Origin of the sequence: Micromonospora cathayae, from assembly GCF_028993575.1 — a bacterium.
Taxonomy (GTDB): domain Bacteria; phylum Actinomycetota; class Actinomycetes; order Mycobacteriales; family Micromonosporaceae; genus Micromonospora; species Micromonospora cathayae.
Genome location: NZ_CP118615.1, coordinates 4375886 through 4399209 on the forward strand (window position 1 = coordinate 4375886; position 23324 = coordinate 4399209).

At 71.9% G+C, this 23324-nt stretch carries 13 protein-coding genes; 12 read left to right on the forward strand and 1 reads right to left on the reverse strand.

Features of this window, described 5'->3' with window-relative positions; all coding sequences use genetic code 11:
• Positions 1–22 precede the first annotated feature (22 nt).
• Complete coding sequence (locus PVK37_RS19955) at positions 23–1066, forward strand: LacI family DNA-binding transcriptional regulator (RefSeq protein ID WP_275029057.1); 1044 nt, start codon at positions 23–25, stop codon at positions 1064–1066.
• 24 nt (positions 1067–1090) lie between these two features.
• Here the strand turns inward: PVK37_RS19955 and PVK37_RS19960 are convergent, their stop codons facing one another.
• On the reverse strand, positions 1091–2098 hold the full coding sequence (locus PVK37_RS19960) for a LacI family DNA-binding transcriptional regulator (RefSeq protein ID WP_275029059.1): 1008 nt from the start codon (positions 2096–2098) through the stop codon (positions 1091–1093).
• A 492-nt stretch (positions 2099–2590) separates the two neighbouring features.
• Here PVK37_RS19960 and PVK37_RS19965 point away from each other — a divergent pair, with 492 nt between their 5' ends.
• The 11 genes from PVK37_RS19965 to PVK37_RS20015 all read left to right on the forward strand — a co-directional run bounded on the left by PVK37_RS19965 (position 2591) and on the right by PVK37_RS20015 (position 23186).
• Positions 2591–3835 carry an ABC transporter substrate-binding protein gene (locus PVK37_RS19965; protein ID WP_275029060.1) on the forward strand — a complete coding sequence of 415 codons (1245 nt, stop codon included), beginning with the start codon at positions 2591–2593 and terminating at the stop codon, positions 3833–3835.
• A 132-nt stretch (positions 3836–3967) separates the two neighbouring features.
• The gene (locus tag PVK37_RS19970) at positions 3968–4885 is read left to right on the forward strand and encodes a carbohydrate ABC transporter permease (RefSeq protein WP_275029063.1); all 918 of its coding nucleotides are present in this window, start codon (positions 3968–3970) and stop codon (positions 4883–4885) included.
• A 5-nt stretch (positions 4886–4890) separates the two neighbouring features.
• On the forward strand, positions 4891–5808 hold the full coding sequence (locus tag PVK37_RS19975) for a carbohydrate ABC transporter permease (RefSeq protein ID WP_275029064.1): 918 nt from the start codon (positions 4891–4893) through the stop codon (positions 5806–5808).
• A 2-nt stretch (positions 5809–5810) separates the two neighbouring features.
• Complete coding sequence (locus tag PVK37_RS19980) at positions 5811–7793, forward strand: glycoside hydrolase family 127 protein (protein WP_275029066.1); 1983 nt, start codon at positions 5811–5813, stop codon at positions 7791–7793.
• Positions 7794–7935: 142 nt separating this feature from the next.
• Positions 7936–12672, forward strand: coding sequence for an Ig-like domain-containing protein (locus PVK37_RS19985; protein WP_275029068.1), 4737 nt, complete (start codon positions 7936–7938; stop codon positions 12670–12672).
• A gap of 68 nt (positions 12673–12740) precedes the next feature.
• Positions 12741–15935, forward strand: a complete 3195-nt coding sequence (locus PVK37_RS19990; protein WP_341483391.1) for an OmpL47-type beta-barrel domain-containing protein — start codon at positions 12741–12743, stop codon at positions 15933–15935.
• Positions 15936–15962: 27 nt separating this feature from the next.
• On the forward strand, positions 15963–16592 hold the full coding sequence (locus PVK37_RS19995; RefSeq protein ID WP_275029069.1) for a hypothetical protein: 630 nt from the start codon (positions 15963–15965) through the stop codon (positions 16590–16592).
• A 64-nt stretch (positions 16593–16656) separates the two neighbouring features.
• Positions 16657–17718, forward strand: coding sequence for a hypothetical protein (locus PVK37_RS20000; protein WP_275029070.1), 1062 nt, complete (start codon positions 16657–16659; stop codon positions 17716–17718).
• Positions 17719–17770: 52 nt separating this feature from the next.
• Positions 17771–21148 carry a beta-L-arabinofuranosidase domain-containing protein gene (locus tag PVK37_RS20005; protein ID WP_275029071.1) on the forward strand — a complete coding sequence of 1126 codons (3378 nt, stop codon included), beginning with the start codon at positions 17771–17773 and terminating at the stop codon, positions 21146–21148.
• A gap of 316 nt (positions 21149–21464) precedes the next feature.
• Positions 21465–22493 carry a LacI family DNA-binding transcriptional regulator gene (locus tag PVK37_RS20010; RefSeq protein WP_275029072.1) on the forward strand — a complete coding sequence of 343 codons (1029 nt, stop codon included), beginning with the start codon at positions 21465–21467 and terminating at the stop codon, positions 22491–22493.
• Between the two features lie 114 nt (positions 22494–22607).
• Complete coding sequence (locus PVK37_RS20015; protein WP_275029074.1) at positions 22608–23186, forward strand: dihydrofolate reductase family protein; 579 nt, start codon at positions 22608–22610, stop codon at positions 23184–23186.
• Positions 23187–23324 lie beyond the last annotated feature (138 nt).

Below are 23324 nucleotides of genomic sequence, written 5' to 3' on the forward strand. Positions count from 1 at the left end.
CCGACGGTCCGGCCGCGCCATCATGCGCGACGTCGCCGAACTGGCCGGAGTGTCCACCCAGACGGTGTCCCGGGTCGTCAACCAGCACCCGTACGTCAACGACGACACCCGCCGACGGGTGCTGATGGCGATGCGGGAACTGGACTACCACCCGAACCCGGCGGCGCGGGCACTGGTCACCCGACGCTCCGGCACGCTGGGCGTGATCGGCTACGACAGCGCGCTCTTCGGGCCGATCTCCATGCTGTACGCGATCGAGGACGCGGCCCGCACCGCCGGGTACGTGGTGAGCGTCGCCAGCGTCCGTCACCTGGACCGCCGGTCGGTGCTCGACGCGATCGACTGGCTACGCCAACAGTCGGTCGACGGGATCATCGCCATCGCCCCCAAACCGGCGCTGGCCGGCGCGCTGGCCGAGGCCCCGTCCGGGCTGGCCTGCGTGACCGTGGGCGGCGGCAGCACCGACGCGGTGCCGAGTGCGCGGATCGACAACGCCGAGGGCGCGCGGCTGGCCACCCGGCACCTGCTCGACCTGGGGCACGCCACCGTGCACCACGTGGCCGGCCCGGACGACTGGCCGGAGGCGACCGAGCGGATCCGCGGCTGGCGCGAGGCGTTGCAGGCCGCCGGCCGACCGGTCCCTGCGGTGGTACCCGGTGACTGGAGCGCGCGGTCGGGTTTCGCGCAGGGCGGGCGGCTGTCGGCCGACCCGGGCGTCACGGCCGTCTTCTGCGCCAGCGACCAACAGGCCCTCGGGGTGCTCCGGGCGCTGCACGAGGCCGGTCGGCGGGTCCCCGAGGACGTCAGCGTGGTGGGTTTCGACGGCACCCTCGACAGTGCCCAGTTCCTGCCGCCGCTGACCACGGTGCGCCAGGACTTCACCGAACTCGGCCGGGCCAGTCTGGAACTCCTGCTGGCGCAACTCGACCGGGTCGAGGGCAGCCCGGTGCCGCGGCGGGAGCTGTCCCCGCCCGAGCTGGTGATCCGGGCCAGCACCGCGCCGGCACCCGGCACGCCCGACGTGGCCGGGACGCCCCGCCTGGCCGGTCGCGCCCGCCCCGCCTGACCGGCACCGCCGGCGACCGGGCGGTCAGGCGGGCTGACGGGGGAGCGCCGGGCCGGTGGACTCCCGGACGACGAGCCGGCCGTGCTGGCGGATCACCCCGGAGTTGGCGTGGCCGTCGAGGGCGGCCAGCAGATGGTTGACCGCGGTGGCGCCGAGTTGTTCGAGGTTGAGGTCGACGGTGGTCAACGGGGGCCGGCACTCCGCCGCGAAGTCCTCCCAGTTGTCGTAGCCGACGATCGCCACGTCCTCGGGGATCCGTCGACCCAGGTCCCGGAGGGCGTCGGCGACCCCGGCGGCGACCTGGTCGTTGCCGCAGAAGATCGCGTCCACATCGGGGCAGGCGGTCACCAGCAGCCGGGCCGCGTGCCGGCCCCACCGCTGCGACCACTCACCGAACAGCGGGTCGTGCGCCGGGGCGAGTCCCGCCTCGTGCAGGACCGTCCGGAGCCCGGCCGCCCGGTCCCGGGCCGCGCGGTAGCTGTCCGGTCCGGTGATGTGCCCGATCCGGCGTCGACCGTGCAGTACCAGGTACTCGGCGGCGAGCCGGGCCCCGCCCTCGTCGTCGGCGATGATCGACAGGTCGCGGGGGTCGGCCGACTCGGCGTAGGCGTAGACCACCGGGACGGGGATCTCCCGGGTCAGCGACGGGCTCAGGTCGTTGCTGTCGCCGACCACGATGAACCCGTCGACCTGGCGCGCCAGCAGGGTACGGATGTAGTGCTGGCGACGGATGGCGTCGCCGCGGGCGTCGCACAGCAGGACGGACATCTGTCCGTTGCCGAGGGCGTTCTCGGCGCCGAGCAGGATCGGCATCGAGAAGCGCCCGCCGAGTTCGTCGGTGAGCAGCCCGACCGTCCGGGTCCGGCCGGAGATCAGGCCGGACGCCAGCACGTTGGGCTGGAAACGGAGGTCGGCGGCCGCGCGCAGCACCCGTTCCCGGGTGTCGGCGGCGACCTCGGCCCGGCCGTTCAGCGCCTTCGACGCGGTGGCGACGGAGACACCGGCGCGGTTCGCCACGTCGCTCAGCGTCACGGACTGTGATCGTCGTCGCCCCACCGAAAGCCTTTCGCAAGGTTTCGGGGTCCTCCGCTGTGGGTGGTCCCCGCTCATGTTGCGGCTAAGAGTAGAGCCCAGACCGGTTTCGGGGAAGCGGAAACAGCTACCGAGGCATCCTCAGGATTTACCCGTCCGACATCTTGCCGAAACCGTTTTCGTGCGACACGCTAGCGGCGCGAAGTGACACGCAGCACTCGATCGCCGCGATGCCGACTCCGGCGTACGAACTGTGCCGGTCCCGGCGGAAGGCGGAGACGCGATGGCAAGACCACGAGGCATCCCGCACCACCCGCACCGGCGACCGTCCGCTGCCGTCCCACCCGCCAGGCGAACGAACGGCACACCCGCGCCGAGCCCTGGCGCACAGGGCCGCGCGACGGCTCCCACCGCACGACGACCCCTAGGGAGAAGAACATGAGAAGAGCTCTGGGCAGGCGAACTGCCCTACGTTCGCTGGCCGGAGCGCTCGTGGCGACGCTGACTCTCGGCGTCGCCGCCTGCGCCGGCGACGAACCGGCCGGTCCGAGCGCCGCCGACGCCGGCCCCAACGGCGTGGACGACGGCACCGAACTCACCATGTGGACCCGCGCGCCCCTGGAGAAGCAGGCCAAACTCCTCGTCGACGCGTACAACGCCAGCCACCAGAACACGGTGAAACTGACCGTCGTCCCCAACGACGACTACGTCGCCAAGGTCGGCGCGGCCGCCGGTTCGGGCTCCCTTCCGGACCTCTTCGCCGCCGACATCGTCTACGTGCCCAACTGGGTGAAGCAGGGCCTGTTCCAGGACATCAGCGGCAACATCAACGGCCTGGCCTTCAAGGACTCGATCAACAAGGGACACCTGTCCGCCGGCAAGCTCGACGGCAAGGAACACGTGCTGCCCTTCGTCCTGGACCTGTCGATGCTGTTCTGGAACAAGCAGCTCTTCCGGGACGCCGGGCTGGACCCGGAGAAGGCCCCGGCGACCCTGGAGGAGTACGCCGCCGCCGCCAAGGCGATCCAGGCGACCAAGAAGGCCGGCGTGTACGGCACGGCGGCCGGCCTGAACTGCGGCGGCTGCCTGGTCTTCACCTGGTTCCCGTCCATCTGGGCCGGTGGCGGCCAGGTGCTGGGCGCCGACGGCACCGAGTCCAAGCTCGCCGACGACACCGCCCAGCAGGTCTACCGGACCTGGCAGGACCTGTGGAAGTCCGGCGCGGTGCTGCCCGCCTCGGCGGGGGAGACCGGTCCGACCTGGACCGCCGCGTTCACCGAGGGCAAGGTCGGCCTGATGTTCTACCCGGCGACGCTGCTGTCGTCGACCCCGTTCGACGTCGGCGTGGCCGGCATCCCCGGACCCGGCGGCGGCGCGTCCACCTTCGTCGGCGGCGACGGCATCGGCGTCTCCAAGGACTCGAAGAAGGCCCCCCAGGCGTGGAACTTCCTGAGCTGGATGATGTCCGAGGACGCCCAGGTCGAGGTGCTGGCGAAGAACAAGGACGTGGTGTCGCGGGCCGACCTCGCCAACAACAGGTACGCCGTCCAGGACCCCCGGCTGGTCACCATCAACGACGTGGCCGGCAAGGGCGACACCCCGGTCGCGTTGAACTTCCAGCAGGCGTTCAACGCGCCGAACAGCCCGTGGCTGACCCTGGTGCGCAACCAGGTGCTCAACGGCAGCGGCGACCCGCAGAAGGACAACGCCGAGATCACCGCCGTGCTCCGGCAGTAGCCGGCCCCACCGCCGGGTGCCGACCGACCACGTCCCCGGCCGGCACCCGCCCGCGGCCCGACCCCACCGGCCGCACCCGCCCGCAGCGCGACCCACCCCACCGGCCCGCACCAGAAGGAACGAGAGGCTTCGATGAGTATCACCGCACCCTCCCGCCCGCCCGATCCGGTGGTGCGCGGCCGGGCCCGTCCACGCGGCGTCCAGGCCCTGCTCGGCTGGCTCTACGCCACCCCGACCGCGGTCTTCGTCACGCTGCTGTTCGCCGCGCCGCTACTGCTGGTCGTCAAGATGTCGGTGTCGCGCTGGCCGCTGCTCACCGGCGACCAGGGGATCAACGCGCCGGACAACTTCGTCAAGGCGGTCAACCACCGCTTCTTCACCGACTCGGTGGTGTTCACCGTCAAGTACACGGTGCTGGCGACCGTGCTGCTGCTGGCGCTCGGCCTGGGCCTGGCCCTGCTCGTGCAGGAGTCGAGCCGGTGGAACAACCTGGTCCGGTCCTCGTTCCTCATCCCCAGCGCACTCGGGCTGGCCTCGGCGTCGCTGCTGTTCTACGTGCTCTACTCGCCGTACGCCAGCCCGCTGGCACCGGTGATGGACCGGCTGGGCTTCACGTTCCTCGGCTCACCGAACGCCGCCCTGGTGTCGACGACGTTCCTCGTCGTCTGGCGCTACGCCGGCTTCTACATGGTGCTCATGCTGGTCGGCCTGCAGGGCATCCCCGCCGACGTGTACGAGGCCGCCCGCTCGGACGGTGCCACCCGCTGGCAGACCTTCCGCAAGGTCACCCTGCCGCTGCTGCGCCCCACGTTGGCCCTGACCACCGTGCTCTGCGTCACCGGCTCGCTGCTCGCCTTCGAGCAGTTCTACATCCTGACCAAGGGCGGCCCGGACAACAGCACCATCACCGTCGTCCAACTCATCTACCAGGTGGCCTTCCAGGGGCAGAACGACCTCGGCGTGGCGGCGGCCATCTCCGTCATCGTGCTGCTGGCCCTGATCCTCGTCAACGCGCTGCAACTACGCGCCTTCCGGTCCGAGGAGAGCTGAGCCCGATGACCGTCCTCTCCCGATCCCACCCGACCACGGTCGCCGAACCGCCGCCGTCGACCCCCACCGCACCGCCCGGCCGGTCCCGGCCACCCGGCGTGACCATCGCCGGCATCGCCCTGCGGACGCCGTACTGGGTGTTCACCGCCGCGCTGGCGCTGATCTTCCTGGCCCCGCTGGTCTGGACCGCGGTGGCGTCGGTCTCCCCGCAGCCCGGCACCAACCAGGTGGACGGCTGGGGCTTCGGCAACTACCAGACGCTCGCCACCTACCAGGCCGGAATCTGGCGCTACCTCGGCAACTCGGTGTTCGTCTCGCTGCTCACCGTCGCGCTGACCCTGCTCACCTCGCTGCTCGGCGGGTACGCGTTCGCCCGGTTCCGCTTCCCGGGCCGCAACATCCTGTTCCTGCTCACCCTCGCCATCCTGATGGTGCCGTACGCGACGCTGCTGATCCCGCTCTACGTGCTGCTCAACCAGGTGGGCCTGCAGAACTCCCTGGTCGGGGTGGCCCTGGTGCTGACCATGTTCCAGCTTCCGTTCTCCACCTTCCTGATGCGCATCTCCTTCGAGGCGGTACCGCGGGAACTGGACGAGGCCGCCATGGTGGACGGCTGCTCGTCGTTCAGCGTGCTGTGGCGGGTGCTGCTGCCGGCGGTCAAGCCCGGCCTGATCACCGTCGGGCTGTTCGCGTTCCTCGCCGCCTGGAACGACTTCATGGCACCGCTGATCCTGATCAACGACACCGAACGGATGACCCTGCCGCTCGCGGTGTCGAACCTGCGCGGCCAGGTCCAGGGCGTCGTCGACTACGGGGCGACCGAAGCCGGCGTCGTCGTGCTCGCCCTGCCGTGCATCGTCCTGTTCCTGCTGCTCCAACGACACTACGTGCAGGGCTTCATGTCCGGCGCGCTGAAGGGATGAGAATGAGCGGCATCGGGCCCACCGCCGCCCCTGTCCTGCCGATCCGTGGACGGCTCCGGCCGCTCGGGTTGACCGAGGTCCGCGCCACCGGCGGATTCTGGGCCGAGCGTCAGTCGATCAACGCCGCCGCCACCCTGCCGCACATCGCGCACTGGCTCGAACGGGAGGGCTGGCTCCGCAACTTCGACCTCGCCGCCCACGGCGACCTCGCCCGCGACCGCCGGGGCCGCGAGTTCTCCGACTCCGAGGTCTACAAGTTCCTGGAGGCGGCGGCCTGGGAGATCGGCCGTAACGGCGACCCGGACCTGGAGGCCCTGTTCCGCGCCGTGGTGCGCCGGGTCGCCGCGGCCCAGCACCCCGACGGCTACCTGAACACCAGGTTCGGCCGGCCCGGACAGCAACCCCGCTGGTCCGACCTGGAATGGGGACACGAACTCTACTGCGTCGGGCACCTGCTCCAGGCCGCGGTCGCCCGGGTCCGCACCCGACCCGACGCCGACGACGGGCTGCTCGACGTGGCCCGCCGCGCGGCCGACCAGGTGTGCGACACGTTCGGCCCGGACGGCCTGGACGGCCTGTGCGGGCACCCGGAGATCGAGACCGCGCTGGTCGAGTTCGCCCGCGCCACCGGCGACGACCGGTACCTCGCGCAGGCCGCGCTCTTCGTCGACCGACGGGGCCACGGCCGGCTCGCCGACGTCGAGTTCGGCCGGGAGTACTTCCAGGACGAGCTTCCCGTCCGGCAGGCGACGGTGCTGCGGGGGCACGCGGTCCGGGCGAACTACCTCGCCGCCGGGGCCGTCGACGTCGCGGTGGAACTGAAGGAGACCAGCCTGCTGGACGCGGTACGCACCCAGTGGGAGAACACCGTGGCCCGGCGCACCTACCTCACCGGCGGGCAGGGTTCCCGCCACCAGGACGAGGCGTTCGGCGGGGACTGGGTGCTGCCGCCGGACCGTGCGTACTCCGAGACCTGCGGCGGGGTCGGCTCGGTGATGCTGGCCTGGCGGCTGCTGCTCGCCGACGGTGACCCGCGCTACGCCGACCTGATCGAGCGGACCCTGTTCAACGTGGTCTCCACCTCGCCGTCGGCCGACGGGCGCAGCTTCTTCTACACCAACACCCTGCACCGCCGGGAGGTCGGCAGCCTGCCGGACGCCGACCGGCCCAGCCTGCGCGCGGCGGCCTCGCTGCGGGCACCCTGGTTCGAGGTCTCCTGCTGCCCGACCAACGTGGCCCGCACCCTGGCCAGCCTGACCGCGTACGTGGCCACCGTGGACGACGAGGGGCTGCAACTGCACCAGTACCTGCCGGGGACCGTCACCCACCGCCGCGCGGACGGGCGTGCGCTGTCCGTCACCGTCACCACCGACTACCCGTACGACGGGCGGATCCGGGTGCGGATCGACACCGACGACGACCGGCCGTGGTCGCTGTCGGTGCGGGTGCCCGGCTGGGCGGACCGGGGGGCGACGCTGACCGTCGGCGGGGACACCCGGCCGGTCGGCCCGGGGGCCGTCACCGAGCGCCGGATCTGGCGGCGCGGCGACGAGCTGCTGCTGACCCTGCCGATGGCACCCCGGTTCACCTACCCCGACGACCGGATCGACGCGGTGCGCGGGTGTGTGGCCGTGGAGCGCGGTCCGTTGGTGTTCGCCCTGGAGTCGGTGGACGTCCCGGGCGTCGGCAGCGTCGACGAACTGCGGGTCGACCTCGGCCGGCCACCCCGCCTGGTCGACGGGCGGGTCGTGGTGTGCTGCCGGCGGGTGCGGGCCCGCGACCACGACTGGCCGTACCGGGCCGACGGGGCCGGCTCCGCGCCGCCGGCCGGCGACAGGTCCGACGAGGTGGTGCCGGTGACCCCTGACGGGGTGACGCCGGTGACCGGTCCCGGATTCGACGAGGTGGCGCTGGTCGAGTACCACGCCTGGGCCAATCGGGGGCCCTCGACGATGCGGGTCTGGCTTCCCACGGTCGCCGGTTGACCTGGACGGCTACCCGCACACCCGTCGTGTTAGCGCTAACAATGCGGCATTCCCTGACCACTCTCCGCCAAACCCCACCACCGGTGCTGCGCTCCGGCACGCCTCACCCACCGGCAGCACCGACCAGCAAGGAGGACCGAACATGACCCGTGGACGCGCGCGGAGGGCACCCCTGTGGGTGGCCCTCGCCGCGCTGGTGGCGACCGGGACGGTCGTACCGTCACCGGCCCACGCCGCCAGCCCGATCCTGCCCGGCAACGAGGGCGACGTCGGGGTTTACACCAACGGACAGAACCACGCCATGGACATCGGCGACCCGGTCTACGGCAACCTCGGCGACGTCGCCGACCAGCTCAGGCCCGGCGTGCCGTTCACCGCGGCGAACATGCACCAGTCCATCTTCGACAAGGACCTCGCCGCCGGCGGCACCGACTACTACCTCGACCGGGTCCTGGGCGTGCCCGGCACCCTCGGCTCGGCGGTCCTGATGACCCGGGGCCGCACCCTGTACATGCGGGGGGCGAGCAACACCAACTTCACCGTGATGGGCTTCGCCGGCAGCGCGCACGTCGGCGGCCCCAACAACCTCGGCAACCTGTACACCGTCACGGTGCCCGGCCAGACCGTCACCGAGGTCGCCGCCAACCGGTTCAACGCGCCGAGTCACGCCCGCAGCCGCTACACCATCGGCGGCACCGGGGTCACCGCCAACCTGACCAAGTTCATCACCTACGACAACGTGGCGGTCACCGCCATCGACCTCAGCAACCCCGGCGACACGGCGGCCACCCTCACCGTCCGGGCCGCCTCCCCGCTGGCCACCCGGGCCGGTACCGGCACCGCCTCGCTCACCGGCACCCGCACCATCACCAGCGGCGCCAACAACGGGCTGGTCGACACCCCCTGGGACACGATCCGGGTCGACCTGACCGGGGCCGGCTTCACCCGTACCGGCACCAACCTGGACCGCGAGGTCACCGTGCCGGCCGGCGGCACGGTGTCGCTGTCGGTCGTCGGCGCGGTCTCCTCGGCCACGCTGCCCGCCACGGTGCCGCAGTTCCGGGAGTACGCCGAGCGGGCCCCGGCCGAGGCCGTCCGCACCGGCATCACCGAGTTCCACCGCCGCTGGGCGCAGGACGTCCCCTACATCAACGTGCCCGACCCGGCGCTGGAGAAGGCCATCGTCTACCGCTGGTGGGGCGAGCGGTACAACACCCTCGACGCCAACGCCGCCGGCCACGTCTACCAGTACCCGACGACGATCGAGGGGGTGCACCTCTACCAGAACTCGGTGGCGCTCACCCAGCCGATGCACCTACAGGACACCAAGTGGCTGCGCACGCCGTACCTGCCGTACGGGCAGATCCTCAACATCGGCGAACTCTCCGGCTCGTCGGCCTTCCTGGACAGCCCGGGGCACACCAGCTGGAACAACCACTACTCGCAGTACCTGGGCACCGCCGGCCTCGAGGCGTACAACGTGCACGGCGGCGGCCCGGAGATCGCCCGGAAGTTCGCCCGGTACTTCGAGGGTGACGGCGTCGGTCAGCTCGAACACTACGACGGCAACGGCGACAAGCTGATCGCCTACGACACCAACTACATGCCGGGCAACGACGCCGACGCGATCACCTTCGGCTACCCGAGGACCAACGCCGGCGCCCCCGGCGCGCGGACCATCGAACGCCCCGAGTCGGCGTACGTGTGGGGCGCGTTCGACGCCGCCCGGCAGCTGTACCAGCTCGCCGGCGCGGACCAGGCCAAGGTCGACCAGATGGGGGCCAGCGCCGACCAGATCCGCGACGCGATCCTGGGCCGGCTGTGGAGCCCGGACATGCGGATGTTCCTGGCCGGCACCTCGCACGGCGCGACCAGCGCGGCCAGCTCCAACGGCCGGGCCAACCCGCTGCCCGAGTCGGCCCGCACGCTGATCCCGGCCAAGGAGTCGAACCTCTACGACATCTACGCCGAGAACCTCATCCCGACCGACCAGTGGCAGAAGTACGTCGACGGGTTCCGCTTCCTCACCTACGGCGACAACTTCCCGATCTTCCCGTTCTACACCGCCAACCAGTACGACCGGGCGGCCTACGGGATCGGCGGCTCCAACAACTTCTCCAACATCAACTTCACGGTGCAGTACCGGGGCGTCCGCGCCGCGCTGCGGCACTACGACCCGGAGCAGAAGTACGTCACCCCGGCCTACGCCAAGCGGCTGCTGGACTGGATGGCCTGGAGCATCTACCCCAACGCGGACCTGCGGGTCGCCAACCAGGCGGAGTACTACTCCAACTGGAACCCGACCACGAAGACCTACAACCGCAACAACCCGAACCACATCATGCTCGGCAACATGAACTACATCTTCGTCGAGGACATGGCGGGCATCCAGCCGCGCTCCGACGACAAGATCGAGCTGTGGCCGATCGACTTCGGCTACCCGCACTTCATGGTCAACAACCTGCGCTACCACGGTCAGGACGTCACCATCGTCTGGGACCCCGACGGCAGCCGGTACGGCCTGGGCGCCGGCTACAGCCTGTTCATCAACGGCGCGAAGAAGGTCACCACCGACAAGCTCGGCAAGCTCACCTACGACCCGAACACCAACCAGGTCCAGGCCGGGCCGGGCCTGACCGTCACGTTCACCGCGGCCACCGGGGCCGACCTGCCCAGCGCGGTGGACACCCCGATCACCGACGACCGCGTCGTCGGGTACCTGAAGACCGCCGGCATCGACCTCACCGAGGACGCGCCGAACCTGGCCGCCGGAGCCGCCCTCAGCTCGTCGTACACCCAGCAGGGCGTCCGGCCCACGCCGTGGCGGCAGTTCCACACCCCCGGCTGGAGCAGCACCTCGATGAACCACACCCCCGGGGCCATCTCCACCACCGAACGGCCGGTGACGCTGAACGCGGTGACCGACGGCGTCACCGCCAACGAACCGTACTGGGGCAACTACGGCACCACCGACCGGAACGGCCACGTGGAGCTGAACCTGGGCGCGGCGAAGTCCTTCGACAACGTCAAGGTGTTCTTCGTCAGCGACCGGCAGGCCGGCGGCTACCGGGAACCCGCCCGCTGGTGGGTCCAGGTGCCCGACGGCAACGGCGGCTGGAAGGAGGTACCGGGCCAGTTCAAGAACCCGACCGTACCGTCGGCGAAGTTCAACGAGGCGCTGTTCGACACCGTCACCACGGACAAGGTCCGCATCACCTTCACCAACGCCCCGACCCACTTCACCGCGATCTCCGAGGTCCAGGTGTTCGCCTCCGGTCGGGACGTACCGGAGGTCACCAACCAGGCCCCGGTGGTCACCGCCGCCCGCGACGCCGCCGGGGACGGCAACCTGTCCACCCGGCTGGTCGCCACCGCCACCGACGACGGCGTCCCCTACGACAGCGAACTCCGCTTCGGCTGGGAGACCGTCTCCGCCCCGCCGGGCGCGGGCGTCATCCTCGCCGACCCGACGGCACTGACCACCCGGGTCACCGGCACCGTCGCCGGCGACTACGTGCTGCGGTTCTTCGCCGACGACGGCGAGAAGCGGTCGGTGGCGACCGTGGCGGTCACCCTCGCCAAACGGGATGTCAGCGCCGAGTTCGGCGCGTCGGCGACCATCAGCACCAGCGGCACCGCGTCCTGGGAGAACCACTCCCGGGTCACCGAGGCCACCACCCCGACCAGCTCGAACCCGGGGGCCGGCAACGGGTGGGGCAACTGGGGCCAGACCCAGAACGGCACCAGCGTCGAACGGGAGGCGTGGATCCAGTACCGCTGGGCCGCACCCGTCCGCCTGTCGTCGACCGACATCTACTGGTACGACGACAACGGCGGCACCCGCCGCCCCACCGCCAGCACGTACGTGGTGGAAAGCTCCACCGACGGCACCACCTGGACCCCGGTCACCCTCACCAACGGGTCCACGTACGCCGGGGCGCTGGCCACCAACACCTACAACCGTCTCGAGTTCGCCCCGGTCAGCGCCAGCCACGTGCGGATCCGGATCTGGGGTCTGATGAGCGGCGGGGCCGGCACCGGCGTGCTGCGCTGGCGGGCCAACGGCGAGACCGTCGACTCGGTGCGCTCGCCGGTGCTGATCCGTACCGGGGTCGGCCTGGTGCCCACCCTGCCGGCCACCCTCGACGCGGTCTACGCCAGCGGCGCGCGGGGCACCGTCGCGTTCACCTGGCAGCCGATCACCGCCGAGCAGGTCGCCGAGGCCAACGTGGACCCGTTCGTGGTGTACGGCACCAACGACGCGTACGGCCTGATCGCCGAGGCGCGGATCTACGTGCGGCCGGAGATGTCCGACGACGGCATCTCCATCCAGGGCGCGGAGACCTTCGAACAGGCCGTCGAGGTGGGCGAACAGCCCCACCTGCCGACCAGGGTGGCGGTCTCCTACAACGACGGTTCCCGGGACAACCAGGCCGTCGGCGTCGACTGGGACTTCGACCCGGCCGTCGTGAACACCCCCGGCCGCTACACCATCGTCGGTGACCTGATCCTGCCCTCGTACGTCAGCGAGGCCGGTGCCACCCGCACCACGCTGACCCTGACCGTCGGCGACCCGCCGGACACCACCGCCTGGGACGTCGAGGTGCAGGCCCGCACCCAGTGCACCGGCAACAAGGTGTACGTCGCGGTCACCGCGCGCAACGCCGACGACGTGCCGCTCACCATCGAGCTGGTCACCCCGTACGGGTCCCGCACGGTGGCGAACGTCGCCCCCGGCAGGTCCGCCTTCCAGGCGTTCAACTCCCGCCTGACGTCGGTGCCGGCCGGCACCGCCACGGTGAAGGTCACCGGCACGGTCGACGGCCAGCCGGTCAGCACCGTGATCCCGGCCCCGTTCGGGGCGCTCACCTGCGGTTAGTCCTCTTCGGTGGCGGCACCGGCCCCCATCGGTGCCGCCACCACCCCCTCAGCGAGGAGATCGATACCGTGAACACCACCGTGGGGCGCGCCGCCGCCCCACCGTCCACCCGGCCGGCGGGCCGCCTCCGCCGGGCGGTCGCCGCGACCGCCGTCGCCGGCCTCGTCGCCGGTGGCCTGGTCGGGGTCGCCGGCCCGGCGTACGCCGCCGAGCCCCCCTCGAACACCTTCACCAACAGCGTCAACCCGATCCTCGGCGACGGCAGCTACTACTCGGCCGACCCGGCACCGGTCGTGGTGCCGGCCGGCGCGCCCGGCAACGACAGCGGCTCCGACCAGCTCTACGTCTACACCGGCCACGACCAGGCCGGACCGTCCACCAACGACTTCATCATGAACGAGTGGGGCGCGTTCCGCACCACCGACGTCGAGACGGGGGAGTGGACTTACTTCCCGTCGCTGATGCGCCCCGAACAGGTCTTCGCCTGGGCCACCCCCGGCCGGGCGTACGCCGGCCAGGTGGTCCGGGGCGTCGACGGCCGCTACTACTGGTACGTCCCGATCCACGAGCGGGACAGCCCGGCCTCCGACAAGTTCGCCATCGGCGTGGCCGTCTCGGACACCCCGACCGGGCCGTGGACCGACCACGCCGGCGGGCCGATCATCTCCCAGCGGGTACCCACCGCCAACACCATCCACAACATCGACCCGACCGTCCTGATCGACGGCGAGGCCCCCAACCAGCGGGTGTACGTCTGGTGGGGTTCGTTCAGCCAGCTCCGCATGCTCGAGTTCCGGCAGGACATGAAGACACCGATCGGCACGCCGCGTACCGTCACCGGACTGACCGGCTTCTTCGAGGGCGCCTGGGCGTTCAAGCGCAACGGCACCTACTACCTGGCGTACGCCGGCAACAACGCCGGCCCGACCTCGGCGTGCACCCCGGCGAACTACCACGCCTGCCTCGCCTACGGCACGGCATCGTCGCCGGAGGGCCCGTGGACGTACCGGGGGACCTTCCTGCGGCCGGTCTCCTCCACCACCAGCCACCCCGGAATGCTGGAGTTCGACGGCCGGTGGTACCTGGCGTACCACACCGCCGACGCGGTGGGCGGCGGCCACTTCCGCCGCTCGGTGGCGATCGACCCCGTCGAGTGGGACGACACCCAGACCCCGCCCCGGATCAAGCTGGTCACGCCGACGCCGGTACGGGGACCGGACCTCACCCCCCGACCGAACATCGCCCAGGCGGCCCGGGTCACCGTCTCCAACGACCCGGTACCCACCCAGTACTGGGTGAAGGCGCTCAACGACGAGATCGTCCGGTCGAACCCGCTGCCGCCGGACATGTGGGGCACCTGGACCGGCAGCAACCCGCCGCAGCAGTGGGTGCAGTACACCTGGGACCAGCCGATGCGGATCTCCGGTTCGCAGATCGAGTTCTGGAACGACCAGCCCCAGGGCACCGGCACCGGCGTCGCCGCCCCGGCCCGCTGGCGCATCCAGTACTGGAACACCGCCGCCGGCCAGTGGGCCGACGTGCCCGACCCGAGCGGCTACCCGACCGGCACCCAGGGCTTCCAGCACACCACCTTCGACCCGGTCACCACCACCCAGGTCCGCGCCGTGTTCGACGCCTCCACCAACGGCAGCACCTACTCGGCCGTCGCCGTCGAGGAGTGGAAGGTGCTCGCCGCCCAGCCGGACACCGCCGTCACCGCCCCGGCCGTCACGGTCGAGGTGGGGGAGACCGACCTGCCGGACACCGTGGCGGTGACGTTCGGCACCGAGACCCTGCGGGTGCCGGTCCACTGGGACCCGGTGCCGGCGGACCAGGTCGCCGCGCCCGGCACGTTCACCGTCGCCGGCACCGTGCTCGGCTACGCCGCCGGACGGGTCACCGCGCAGGTCACCGTGATCTCCCCGGACGACACCGAGGGCGACACGACCGCGCCGACGCTCACCCTCACCCCCGCCGGCAGCGCCGGCAGTGCCGGCTGGTTCCGGTCCGCGGTCCGGGTGCGGGCCGCCGGGGTGGACGACCGGGGCGGACGCCTGAGCATCACCACCCGGGTCGACGACGCCGAGCCGGTCGTCACACCCGACGTCCGGTCGGTCGACGTCACCGTCACCGGCGACGGCCGGCACACCGTCACCGCGACCGCGACCGACCGCGCCGGCAACGTCTCGGCCCCGGCGGACCTCGCGGTACGCGTCGACGCCACCGCCCCGGTCAGCGCGGCCACCGTGTCCGCCACCACCCGGGCGGTCACGGTGACCGCCAGCGACGCGACCTCCGGCGTCGCCCGGATCGAGTACGCCGTCGGCACCGGCGCGTGGACCACCTACACCGGTCCCGTCCCGGCACCCGACGCGAACCGGCACACCGTGTCGTTCCGGGCGCTCGACGCCGCCGGCAACGTGGAGACCGCCCGGACCGTCACCGTCCCGGCGGACCTGTCCGGGCCGCTGACCGGCAACATCGGGCCCATCGGCACCCCCACCGCCTCCTACACGGCCGGTTGGAACAGCGTCGGCGCGCTCAACGACAACGCCGACCCGGCCAGCCCCAGCCAGGCGCAGCTGTGGGGCACCTGGTCCGGTACCCGCCCGGCCACCCAGTGGATCCAGTACGACTGGGCCCGCCCGGTCCGGATCACCGGCACCGAGCTGAAGTTCTGGCGGGACGCCAACCAGGGCACCGGCGAGGGCGTCGCCGCGCCCGACGGGTGGGTGCTGCAGTACTGGGACGAGACCGGCGCGGTGTGGCGGGACGTGACCGGGGCGTCCGGCTACGGCACCAGCACCACCGCGTTCAACACGGTCACCTTCGACCCGGTCAGCACGCCCCGGGTCCGGGCCACCATCCGGGCCAACGGCAACGGCACCAGCTACTCGGCGGTCGCGGTCACCGAGTGGCGGGTCCACGCCGACGACCCCGGCGTCCAGGCGCAACTGCCCGTCACGGTCACCGTGCAGACCCGCTGCCTGGCCGGCCGGGCGTACGTGGCGGTGCAGGCCCGCAACGACCACGACACCCCGGTGGACCTCACCCTGACCACCGGGTACGGCGAACGCACGTTCGCGAAGGTGGCCCCGGGCGCGAACGCGTACCAGTCGTTCGCCACCCGGACCGCCTCGGTACCGGCCGGGCAGGTGACGGTCCGCGCCACCGGGACCCTCGCCGGCACGGACGTGACCAGCACGGCCACCGCCGCCCAACCCGGCGTCGACTGCGCCGGTGACCCCCGGCAAGCCCGGTAAACGACAACCCGTAAACGGAGCATCGAGATGAAGACATGGAATCGTAGGCGGCTGCTCGCGGCGGGTGCCGCCGGTGCCCTGGTGGTCGCGGCGGCGGTGCAGTCGCCGGCGCTCGCCGAGCCCGGTGCCGACGCCGACGTGACGGTGACCGTGGAGATCGAGGAGATCGACGAGCCGGGCGTGCTGGCCCTGTCGGTCGCCGGGAACTCGGTCGCGCTGTCCGAGGACGGCTCCACCCTGCTGGTACGCCAGTTCGTCGGCACCCTGCCGACGGTGACGGTCACCGACACCCGTACCGCGGACGAGGTGCCCGCCGACGCCGGCTGGGCGGTGCTGGGCAGCGCCACCGACTTCGTCGGCGCGGCCGGGCAGGCCCCGATCAGCGCCGGGCACCTCGGCTGGAAGCCGCGGCTGCTCGACGGCGGCGACACCGGGCTGATCAGCGAGGGTGAGGAGGTGGTGACCGTCCTCGACGAGCCCACCCAGCCGGGCAACAACGTCGGTCTGGTCGACCAGGAACTGCTGGTGTCGACGTTCGACTCCGGGGCGGTCGCCGGCGACGCGTACACCGTCGACGCCGACCTGTTCCTGCGGACCCCGGCGGACGTCGCCGCCGGCTCGTACACCTCGACCCTGACCCTGTCGCTGTTCGAGTGACGGCCGTGGGGGTCGCCGCACCGGCGGCCCCCACCTCCGTTCTTTCTCGTGGAAGGACCGGACGATGATCCGAACCGGGTCGTGGGTCTCCCCGTCGAGGCTGCTGCCCCGGCTGCTGGCCGGGCTGACCGTGCTGGTCGTCGTGGGGTCGCCCGCGCCGGCCGCCGGGACGACCGCACCGACCGCACCGACGGTCACCTGGGCGGTGCAACCGGCCGACCCGTCCGGCCCGGACGGGCGTCGGTGGATCGAGGCCACCCTCGACCCGGGGCAGGTGACGACCGAACACCTGGCGGTCCGCAACTTCAGCGACACACCAGTGGTGTTCGCGTTGAAGGCGGCCGACGGCTACCTCACCGACCGGGGCCGGTTCACCATGCTGTCGTCCGACCGGGAGTCGGTCGACGGCGGCACCTGGATCCGGGTACGGGAGCGGGTGCGGGTCGCGGCCCGGTCGACCACGGTGGTGCCGTTCACCATCAGCGCACCCGCCGACGCCACCCCCGGGGACCACCCGGCCGGTATCGCGGCGACGCTGACCAGCAGCGGAGGCACCGTCGCGGTGGAGAGCCGGGTCGGCTTCCGGGTCATGCTGCGGGCCAGCGGCACGGTCACGGCGGCCCTGGCGGTCACCGACCTCACCACCGAGTACCGGCGGTCGTGGAATCCCTTCTCGGCCGGCACCGTCCTGGTCACGTACACCGGGACGAACCGGGGGAACGTGGCGGTGACCGGCCGCGGCCGGGTGACGACCGGGCACCTGTTCGGTCTGACCGACCGGGGCACCGCCGCCCCGGCGGCGGAACTGCTGCCGGGCGGCCGCCGGCAGGTGACGACCCGGCTCGCCGGCGTCTGGGGGATCGGGCCGCTGCGGACGACGGTCGACGTGACCCCCGCCGTCCGGGGCGGCGACCCGACCGGTGCGGTGATCCGGCCGACCACGGCCGCCGTCACGCTCTGGGTGCTGCCCTGGCCGCAGCTCGCCCTCGCGGCGCTGGTCGCCGGGCTGCTCCTGGCGTACCGGATCACCGCCCGGAAGCGCCGCCGACGACTGGCCCGGCTGCTCGCCCGCGCCCGGGACGAGGGGCGCGCCGAGGCCCGGACGTCCGCTTCCGCCGCCGGCTGACCCCGGCCGCGCCCACCCCACCCCCCACCTCCTCCGGAAGGACGGTCCTCTCGTGGTCCACTCCCACCCGCACCAGGTCAGCCGACGGCAGGTCCTCCAGGCGTCCGCGATCGGCGCCGCCACGGTGGTCACCGCCGGCGCGCTGCCGGCCAGCGCCGCGACCGCCGCGCCCACCGCCGGCCCGACCGCCCCCGTCGTCGGTGCCGCCGATCCGGGCCCCGGCGGCACCGCCCCGGTACGACCGTTCCGGCTGCGGGACGTGACGCTCGGCGACGGCCTGTTCCAGGAGAAGCGCGACCGCATGAAGGACTACCTGCGGCAGCTCGACGAACGGCGCTTCCTGGTGTTGTTCAACAACCAGGCCGGCCGGCCGAACCCGCCCGGGGTGACCGTACCCGGGGGCTGGGAGGACGGCGGGCTGCTCAGCGGCCACTGGGCCGGCCACGTCATGACGGCCCTGGCGCAGGGGTACGCCGACCTCGGCGAGCCGGTCTTCAAGCGCAAACTCGACTGGATGGTCGACGAACTCGCCGCCTGCCAGGCCGCGATCACCGCCCGGATCGGCCAGGACGACGGCGGTGGCGAGGACCCGGCCGAACCGCCCGTCGGCCGGGTGCCGGGCCGCTTCGGAAGCGGACTGCGGTTCAACGGCCCGAGCGCGGCACAGTACGCGACCCTGCCCCAGGAGGCGATCAGCCAGCTCACCGAGTTCACCATCGCCGCCTGGGTGAACCTCGCCACCACCCAGAGCTGGACCCGGTTGTTCGACTTCGGTCAGAACAGCACCGTCAACATGTTCCTGACCCCGCGCGCCGGGGTGACCGGCAACGTGCCGAGGTTCGCCATCACCGTCGCCGGCAGCGGCGGGGAACAGCGCATCGACGGCACCGTGGCGCTACCGACCAACCAGTGGGTGCACCTGGCCGTCACCCTGACCCAGCGCACCGGCACCCTCTACGTCAACGGTCAGCCGGCCGGCCAGAACCCGGCCGTCACCCTCACCCCGGCCAGCCTCGGCAACCCGGGCAACCGGTGGATCGGACGGTCCCAGTACGGCGACCCGTACCTGGACGCCACCGTCGACGAGTTCCACATCTTCGACCGGGCGTTGAGCGGGCCGGAGGTCCGGTCGCTGCTCGACTCGGCGGCCGGCACCACCGGCGGCGGGTCGATCGCCTGGTACCGGTTCGAGGAACCGGACGGTACGACGATCGTCGACGCCTCGCCCAACGGCCGGGACGGCGGCATCGTGGTCGGCGCCAGCGGCGGCGGCCCGCTCTGGACCCCGACCCATCCCGGCTACCTGGGGGCCATCCCGGAGGACGCGGTGCTGCGCCTCGGCCCACCCCGGTGGGCCGTCTACGGCAGCAACGCCGACACCAACACCTGGGCGCCGTGGTACACCCAGCACAAGATCATGCGAGGGCTGCTCGACGCGTACTACCACACCGACAACCCGACGGCCCTCGACGTGGTCGTCAAGATGGCGAACTGGGCCCACCTCGCGCTGACCGTCGGCGACAAGAACCATCCCGACTACGCCGGCCCGATCACCCGGGACGACCTGAACTACATGTGGGACCTCTACATCGCCGGCGAGACCGGGGGCGCGAACGAGGTGTTCCCCGAGATCTACGCGCTCACCGGTGACCGCCGGCACCTGGACACCGCGAAATGCTTCGACAACCGCGAATCCCTCTTCGGGGCCTGCGTCGAGAACCGTGACATCCTGGTGGTGACCCCGCAGAACAACCCCGGCCGCCGCCGCCCCGACCGGCTGCACGCCAACTCGCACGTGCCGCAGTTCGTCGGCTACCTGCGGATCTACGAGCACAGCGGGGAGGACGACTACCTGGCCGCCGCCCGGAACTTCTTCGGCATGGTCGTCCCGCACCGGATGTACGCCAACGGCGGCACCGGCGGCAACTACCCCGGCTCCAACAACAACATCGAGCTGTTCCAGAACCGGGGCAACATCGCGAACTCGATCGCCCAGGGCGGCGCCGAGACCTGCACCACGTACAACCTGATGAAGCTGGCCCGCAACCTGTTCCTGCACGAGCACGACCCGGCGTACCTGGACTACTACGAGCGGGCCCTGCTCAACCAGATCCTCGGCTCCCGCGCCGACACCACCGACGTCAGCAACCCGCAGGTCACCTACTTCCAGCCGTTGACCCCGGGTGCCACCCGCAGCTACGGCAACATCGGCACCTGCTGCGGCGGCACCGGCGTGGAGAACCACACCAAGTACCAGGAGACGATCTACCTCAGGTCGGCCGACGGCGGGACGCTCTGGGTCAACCTGTACGCGGCCTCCACCCTGACCTGGGCCGAGCGGGGTTTCACCGTCGTCCAGGAGACCACCTACCCCCGGACGGACCACACCAGGCTCACCGTGCACGGCAGCGGCCCGCTCGACCTCAAGCTGCGGGTACCCGGCTGGGTGCGCAGGGGCTTCCACGTCACCGTCAATGGCACCGCGCAGGACGTCGAGGCCCGGCCGGGCAGCTACCTGACGCTGGGCCGGACCTGGACGCCGGGCGACACCGTCGAGATCCGGATGCCGTTCAGCATCCGGATCGAGCGGGCCCCGGACCGCCCGGACACCCAGTCGGTCTTCTGGGGGCCGCTCCTCCTGCAGATCCTCGGCAACCCGGGCGTCGGCAACTACCGCGAACTGTCCCTGTACCGCCACCTGCGGCGGGACGGGGACTACTCCCGCTCGGCGATCACCCCGGCCGGTACCACGGCCGCCGGCGACGTCCTGTTCACCACGCACGGCTTCACCCTGCGTCCGTACCACGTCGGCGACACGCAGGCCGCCTCCTCGTACTTCCGGCGGGTCGAACCGACGGTCGTGTTCGGCTCCGTCGACACCGGGGTACCCAACCGGAAACGCGACGACGGCCTGCCCCGCTACGACGTCCCGGTGACCGGCGTCCCCACCCCCGGCACCGACGGGCCGACCTTCCTCGACCTGGTGTGGGACCAGGCCCCCTTCGCCACACACGACGCGTTCGTGGCGACGGTGACCCGGGTCGCCGAGGCGTTCGTCGCGGCCGGCGTGTTCACCCCGGCGGAGCAGGACCGCGTCGTCGACCACGCCACCCGGGCGGGGACGGAACTCGAACCGGACCGTCGATGGGCCGTCGAGGTCCGGGCCCGCACCCAGTACACCGGCGACAACGTCCACCTCGCCGTCACTGCCCGTAACGACGACACCGTGCCGCTCACCATCGAGCTGATCACCGCCTACGGCTCGCGGACGGTGCCCGACGTCCTGCCGGGGAAGGCCGCCTACCAGGCGTTCAACACCCGCACCTCGGCGGTACCGGCCGGCACCGCCACCGTCCGGATCACCGGAACGGTCGACGGCGCCACCGTGACCACCCAGCTCGAGACCGGGTACGCCGCGGCCAGCCGCTAGCCACGGCCCGGGGGGCCGCCCCGGGTGCCTGACAGGTCCGCCAGACCGCCCCTCCGGGCCGCCGACACCCCTTTCAAGGTGTTTCGGCAGTCGGGTGGGGCGGTGCTCCTTCCGGGAGCAGGACGCACGACGGCTCCGTGTACTGTTCGACCCAGGTAGTGGGGACGGGGGATAATCCACCGGGCGGCCAGGGCAGCGAAACGCCGCCGAAAACGCTTGCGGGATGTACTCGTCCCGGAGGTGTTCGTCGCCGCCACCTCCGGGGCGGCCCGTCGCCGCGCGCCACACCCGTGCCGGTCGCTGGGAGGAGCACCACATGACCACCGAGCCCGAGATCCCCGCCAACCGCACACCCACGCTCACCGACGTCGCCAAGCTCGCCGGCGTGTCGGTGGCGACCGCGTCCAAGGCCATCAACGGGCGGGGCGAGGTCAGGGCGACCACCAGGGTCCGGGTGCTGGAGGCGGCGGAGTTGCTGTCCTTCGCGCCGAACGCCCTGGCCCGTGGCCTGCTCAGTGGCCGGACCGGCACCGTCGGCCTGCTGACCAGTGACCTGGAGGGGCGCTTCTCGATCCCGATCCTGATGGGCGCGGAGGACGCCTTCGGCGCGGGGCAGGTCTCGGTGTTCCTGTGTGACGCGCGCGGCGACGCGATCAGGGAGCAGCACCACGTACGGGCGCTGCTGTCCCGACGCGTGGACGGACTGATCGTGGTCGGTTCCCGGACCGACCCCCGTCCACCGCTGGTCGGCAACATCCCGGTGCCGGTCGTCTACGTCTACGCCCCCTCCGCGAACCCGAACGACGTCTCGATCACGGTCGACAACGTGGGCGGGGGGCGACTCGCCGTCGAGCACCTGCTGGCCTGCGGGCGGCGCAGCATCGCGCACATCACCGGTGAGGTCGGCTTCCAGGCGGCCCGGGACCGGGCCGAGGGGGCGGCGGCGGCCCTCGCCGACGCGGGCCTGACCCTGGTCGGTGACCGGCCGTACTTCGGGTCGTGGGACGAGTCCTGGGGCCGGGCCGCCGCGCACATGGTCGTCGAGCGGCACAGCGACGTCGACGCGATCTTCTGCGGCAGCGACCAGATCGCCCGGGGCGTCCTGGACGCGCTCCGTGACCTGGGCCGGGACGTGCCGGGAGCGATCTCGGTGATCGGCTTCGACAACTGGGAGGCCATCTCCGCCGATTCCCGGCCCCGGCTGACCAGCATCGACATGAACCTCAAGCGCCTCGGCGCGGTGGCCGGCCAGCGGCTCTTCGAGGCCATCGACGGGTCGGTGTCCCGGTCGGAGGAGTTTCCCGGCCGGCTCGTGATGCGCGAGTCGACCCTGCCACTCGGCTGACACCCCGGCCCGACGGCGCGCCGACGGGCCGGGCGGCGGGGCCGTCCCGAGCTGCGACCCGTACGCCGATCCACTATGGTCAGCTGCATTTGTCGGCAGTGGAGGGAACGTCACGTGCGTAACATCGTCTACACCTGTTTCATGTCACTCGACGGTGTCGTGGACTCCCCGGGCGGCGGCCCGGGTGAGGACCACCGCAACGCCGGTTGGGCCGTCAACGACATCGAGTTCGTGCCCGAGGCGTTCGCCCTGAAGGGCGAGGAGCTCGCGGACACCACGGCGCTGCTGTTCGGCCGGCACAGCTACCAGGCGTTCGCGCCGGTCTGGTGCGGCTCGGAGGACCACGCCGACTACCAGGACCTGCCCAAGTACGTCCTGTCGAGCACGCTGTCCGAGGACGACCTGGTGAAGGACTGGGGGCCGACGACGATCCTGCGTTCCATCGACGACATCGTCGAGCTCAAGAAGGGCGAGGGCGGCGCGATCTTCATCCACGGCAGCGCGGAGCTGGCCCGCAGCCTGTCCGACGCCGGTCTGATCGACCGGTACCACCTCCTGGTCTTCCCGGTGCTGCTCGGCGGCGGCAAGAGCCTGTTCAGCGAGGCGGACAAGAACAGGCAGCTGCTGAGCCTGCGGGAGTCCGAGTCCTACTCGAACGGCATCGTCAAGCTGGTCTACGACGTCGTCGGCTGACCCCGGCGGCCCCTGCCGTCCGACAACCGGCGGCAGGGGCCCCGCCGGACGGTCATCCGGCCCGCCGTCAGCCACTCCTGGACGGCATCGGCGTGCGGCGACAGCCGTCGGCCGTGACCGCGATCCGGGGACCGTTTT

Excerpts from the sequence above, each read along its gene's own strand:
- PVK37_RS19980 (WP_275029066.1), top strand. The coding sequence starts at position 5,811 with ATGAGCGGCATCGGGCCCACCGCCGCCCCTGTCCTGCCGATCCGTGGA.
- PVK37_RS20000 (WP_275029070.1), top strand. The coding sequence starts at position 16,657 with ATGATCCGAACCGGGTCGTGGGTCTCCCCGTCGAGGCTGCTGCCCCGG.
- PVK37_RS19995 (WP_275029069.1), top strand. The coding sequence starts at position 15,963 with ATGAAGACATGGAATCGTAGGCGGCTGCTCGCGGCGGGTGCCGCCGGT.
- PVK37_RS19985 (WP_275029068.1), top strand. The coding sequence starts at position 7,936 with ATGACCCGTGGACGCGCGCGGAGGGCACCCCTGTGGGTGGCCCTCGCC.
- PVK37_RS19955 (WP_275029057.1), top strand. The coding sequence starts at position 23 with ATGCGCGACGTCGCCGAACTGGCCGGAGTGTCCACCCAGACGGTGTCC.
- PVK37_RS19975 (WP_275029064.1), top strand. The coding sequence starts at position 4,891 with ATGACCGTCCTCTCCCGATCCCACCCGACCACGGTCGCCGAACCGCCG.
- PVK37_RS20010 (WP_275029072.1), top strand. The coding sequence starts at position 21,465 with ATGACCACCGAGCCCGAGATCCCCGCCAACCGCACACCCACGCTCACC.
- PVK37_RS19970 (WP_275029063.1), top strand. The coding sequence starts at position 3,968 with ATGAGTATCACCGCACCCTCCCGCCCGCCCGATCCGGTGGTGCGCGGC.